This window comes from Microvirga massiliensis (assembly GCF_001006805.1).
Classification (GTDB): domain Bacteria; phylum Pseudomonadota; class Alphaproteobacteria; order Rhizobiales; family Beijerinckiaceae; genus Microvirga; species Microvirga massiliensis.
Genome location: NZ_LN811372.1, coordinates 1 through 2,970 on the forward strand (window position 1 = coordinate 1; position 2,970 = coordinate 2,970).

The window sequence follows — 2,970 nt, forward strand, 5'->3', positions numbered from 1 at the left end:
GGGAATCCCGGCGCGGTTCACTGCGCGGCGCGCCACCACGGGCCCAGTTGAGCGGGGACGGCCCGCCACTTGGCGCCATTCTCGTGACGCCACAGGATCGCCGCGAGCGTGCGGCGCAGATCCTGCGGCGGGGTCTTGCCCCTCGGCCGACACTGCTCGACCAGCGGCTCCAGCATCGCCCATTGCGCATCGCTCAGCATCGCTCCTCCTCAGGCAGGACGAGCAAAACGCCTCCAAACCCAAAGAGTTCAAGCCCTAACAGGCCATAGGGCGAAAAGGGGAGTCGTACGCTGTCATTGCAGCCTCGTGATCGTGCTCGGCCAACATGGGGTCCCAGCCATGCACGGAAGCTTGCCGCCCAAGCACCGTGCCGTGCTTGAACCGCGCCCGTTTGAGCACCGCCAGGCCCAGGATCACCGCGCAACAGGCCGTATTGGCGCCGAACACGGCCGCCATCCGCCAGTCATCGAGGTTCAGGATTGCATAGGCCACCGTCGCGAGATGCGAGCCTGCAAACAGGACCCACGTGGTGCAGGAGATGGCGCTCGCTCCGTTCGGGTCACGCGCGACTGTGATGATGTGCGGCAGGTAGGCGAAGACCCGCACGGTGTTGCAGAGCGCGAAGAGAGCAAGGGTGATGTCGGCGGCGGTCATGCCTCGCTTCAGCGCAGCAGCACGCGATGGGAGGAGGGAATCGGTGCAGGGTCGAGTCCGATACTCTCATAGAGCTTGAGCCCGCGCTCGTAGTCGCCCGCGCGGCAGGCCACCCGCGCGTCCAAGATGCGCATGACGGCGCTGGCGAGGATCTCCGGATCGCCGTCTCCCCTCAGGCCCTGATCCTCCACCAGCATCAGCAGATGGTGATCGTAGGCGGCGCAAGCGAGCTCAGGCCCGGGTTGTCCCGGGCCCGCCATGGAGGATGCCACCAGCACGCCCGCCAGGAGACCAGTCGGGATTCGTAACGCAATTGCAGTTCGTGACGTCATTGTCCGCTCCGTGCCCGCATTCGGGCCCCGAACGCGCCCTCGTGCTACGGTTCGAAATAGACGTGCGACACAGGGCGGCGCGCCAACCATCCGCATTCTCGCCCGCTGGCCGATCAGTCCACGATCCGACTGAGCCTCTGGCCCTCGTTGACGAACACGCGATCCTCGATGCGCTCGATCTCCACGATAAGAGCGCTCTGGCCGGCAGCTCGCGGCACTGACACATGTACTTTCTGGCCTGAGAGCAGGGTGGCGATGAAGCGGACCGGGGTCGCGCCCTCGCGGGTGGCGATCGTCGCGACCACTTGATAGCCATCCTTCTCGACCGTGTAATAGGCGGTGCCCAGGACGTCCCCAAGTTTGAGACCCAGGCCGGCCAGCGGCGTGAGCTCGGAGGCCTGCACCGAACCCGCAACACACAATCCAGCCAATGCCGAGACAAGCGTAGCAGTGACGCGCATGCGATCCTCCATCATTCGTGCTGGTAGCCATCGTCACCTTCGACTGTGACGCGCTTTGTGACCTCGGGCCCAGACGGCTCTCATTGTCCGTGCCGGATTCTCGTAGGCTAGCAGACGCGCGCTACCCGATCTTGGTTTGCCGCGAACAGGTGAACGGAGATGTGAATGCGCGATCTGCACATCCGTCCTCCGCGCAGTCACCGCCACCGTTCCGGATCGCCGTTGCCGGCTGCAAATGCCAGCTATGTTGCTCCTAGTCGAAGCCGTAACGGTCAGCCTGCCGCGAGCCAGGGAGCCCACTTTTATTGAGCCCTGAAGGGACCGCATTTGACAAACTGCAATCGGCTTCAGCCGATGCCGGATGACCCGCTGGCGCATCGCCCCCAAGGTCATTCGACATGCGATTGGGAGCGTGGAGGACAGTGGGATTCCTCCAGGTTCGCGTTGCCCGGATTGGATTTTTGTCAAAACCTGTCGAGCCCTGAAGCGCTAGACAGTTGTTGCCGGCCGATCCTGTCCCCTCCCTACAGGCTGGGACTTGAGAGCGTCCATGAGGCGCTTTTCCTTTGACGTCTCGCCTGTCGATGAGCGCGCAATGATTGCCTCAGCCGATTGCCTTTCACACCTCTCCGACAAGGCCCTGATCGGGGAGACCCGTGAAGTCAGGCCGGAAGAGCAGGGTGAGCGGGTCAGGATCAGCGCATCCAGCACCTGACAGCCCCGCCGGCCTCCGAGCTCGCGGACCACATCCGGCGGCTGCTGCGCACGCGGCTGACGCGCAACCGCTGCTCGGCGGAGGACATCGCCGACCTGCTGAAGATGCACCGGCGGACCCTGACCCGCCACCTGAAGGACAGCGGCATGGGCTACCGGGCGATCGCGAACGAGGTCCGCTTCGAGATCGCACGCCAGCTCCTGGAGGACACCGAGGTGCCGCTCGGCCAGATCGCGGCGGCGCTGGGCTACTCGGAGGCCAGCGCCTTCACGCGTGCCTTCCGGCGCTGGTCGGGCCAAACCCCAACCGCCTGGCGGGCCGACGGCCGCGAGGACGGCTTGCCCGCCTCAATGTAACCGCTCGCGGGGCGCTGGTCCCGCGCGGATCGCGGCCTCTTCCGACGCCGCGGCCACCCGCAAGGCAAGCCATCGCACCTCAAGTTCGCGCCGTCGCGCCGCCGCACGGTCATAGGCCGCCTTCGCGGCTCTCTCCTCACGGAACAGCGCGTCGGTCAGGCTGACCTCCAGCCGCTCCCAGATGCTGCTCAAGGCCAGAAGCGCCTCGCCATACTCGAGCTCCGCGCACCGGAGTGCCTCAGCCACCCCGTTCAGGACCGCCCGGGAAACGAGAGGGGTGGAGGAGCCCACCGCGATGCCGCGCCGGGCAGGACCTGGGATCGCGGCTCTTGAGGGAAAGGGACCGGCCGGACGGGCGAGCAGCTTGCGGCTCTCCTCGATCAGGCGCTCCGTCTGCTGGATCGTCCTCCCGGTCCGCTCGAGCAACGACTGCGTCGCGCGGATCCGAAGGT

The 2,970-nt window shown here is 66.1% G+C and carries 6 protein-coding genes and 1 pseudogene; 2 read left to right on the plus strand and 5 right to left on the minus strand.

All coding sequences use genetic code 11. The features are described 5' to 3' along the window. Window positions 1-20 precede the first annotated feature (20 nt). The 4 genes and pseudogenes from BN1233_RS39705 to BN1233_RS39720 form a co-directional block, all read right to left on the minus strand. A pseudogene (locus BN1233_RS39705) lies at window positions 21-200 on the minus strand (transposase); the annotation flags it as partial. Window positions 201-255: 55 nt separating this feature from the next. Continuing rightward, complete coding sequence (locus BN1233_RS39710; protein ID WP_046869204.1) at window positions 256-654, minus strand: hypothetical protein; 399 nt, start codon at window positions 652-654, stop codon at window positions 256-258. Window positions 655-662: 8 nt separating this feature from the next. Beyond that, window positions 663-986, minus strand: coding sequence for a hypothetical protein (locus BN1233_RS39715; protein WP_046869205.1), 324 nt, complete (start codon window positions 984-986; stop codon window positions 663-665). 113 nt (window positions 987-1,099) lie between these two features. Continuing rightward, on the minus strand, window positions 1,100-1,447 hold the full coding sequence (locus BN1233_RS39720) for a hypothetical protein (protein WP_046869206.1): 348 nt from the start codon (window positions 1,445-1,447) through the stop codon (window positions 1,100-1,102). Between the two features lie 550 nt (window positions 1,448-1,997). On the opposite strand from BN1233_RS39720, the gene BN1233_RS47950 reads away from it, so the two are divergent. Together BN1233_RS47950 and BN1233_RS39725 are read left to right on the plus strand one after the other, a co-directional pair. Further along, complete coding sequence (locus BN1233_RS47950) at window positions 1,998-2,162, plus strand: hypothetical protein (protein WP_154678353.1); 165 nt, start codon at window positions 1,998-2,000, stop codon at window positions 2,160-2,162. Window positions 2,163-2,260: 98 nt separating this feature from the next. Further along, complete coding sequence (locus BN1233_RS39725; protein ID WP_280139384.1) at window positions 2,261-2,518, plus strand: helix-turn-helix transcriptional regulator; 258 nt, start codon at window positions 2,261-2,263, stop codon at window positions 2,516-2,518. Here BN1233_RS39725 and BN1233_RS39730 read toward each other — a convergent pair. After that, window positions 2,510-2,970 (minus strand): hypothetical protein (locus BN1233_RS39730; protein ID WP_046869208.1); only part of this gene is annotated, 461 nt, incomplete at its 5' end. The two genes, BN1233_RS39725 and BN1233_RS39730, sit on opposite strands and share 9 nt — an antisense overlap.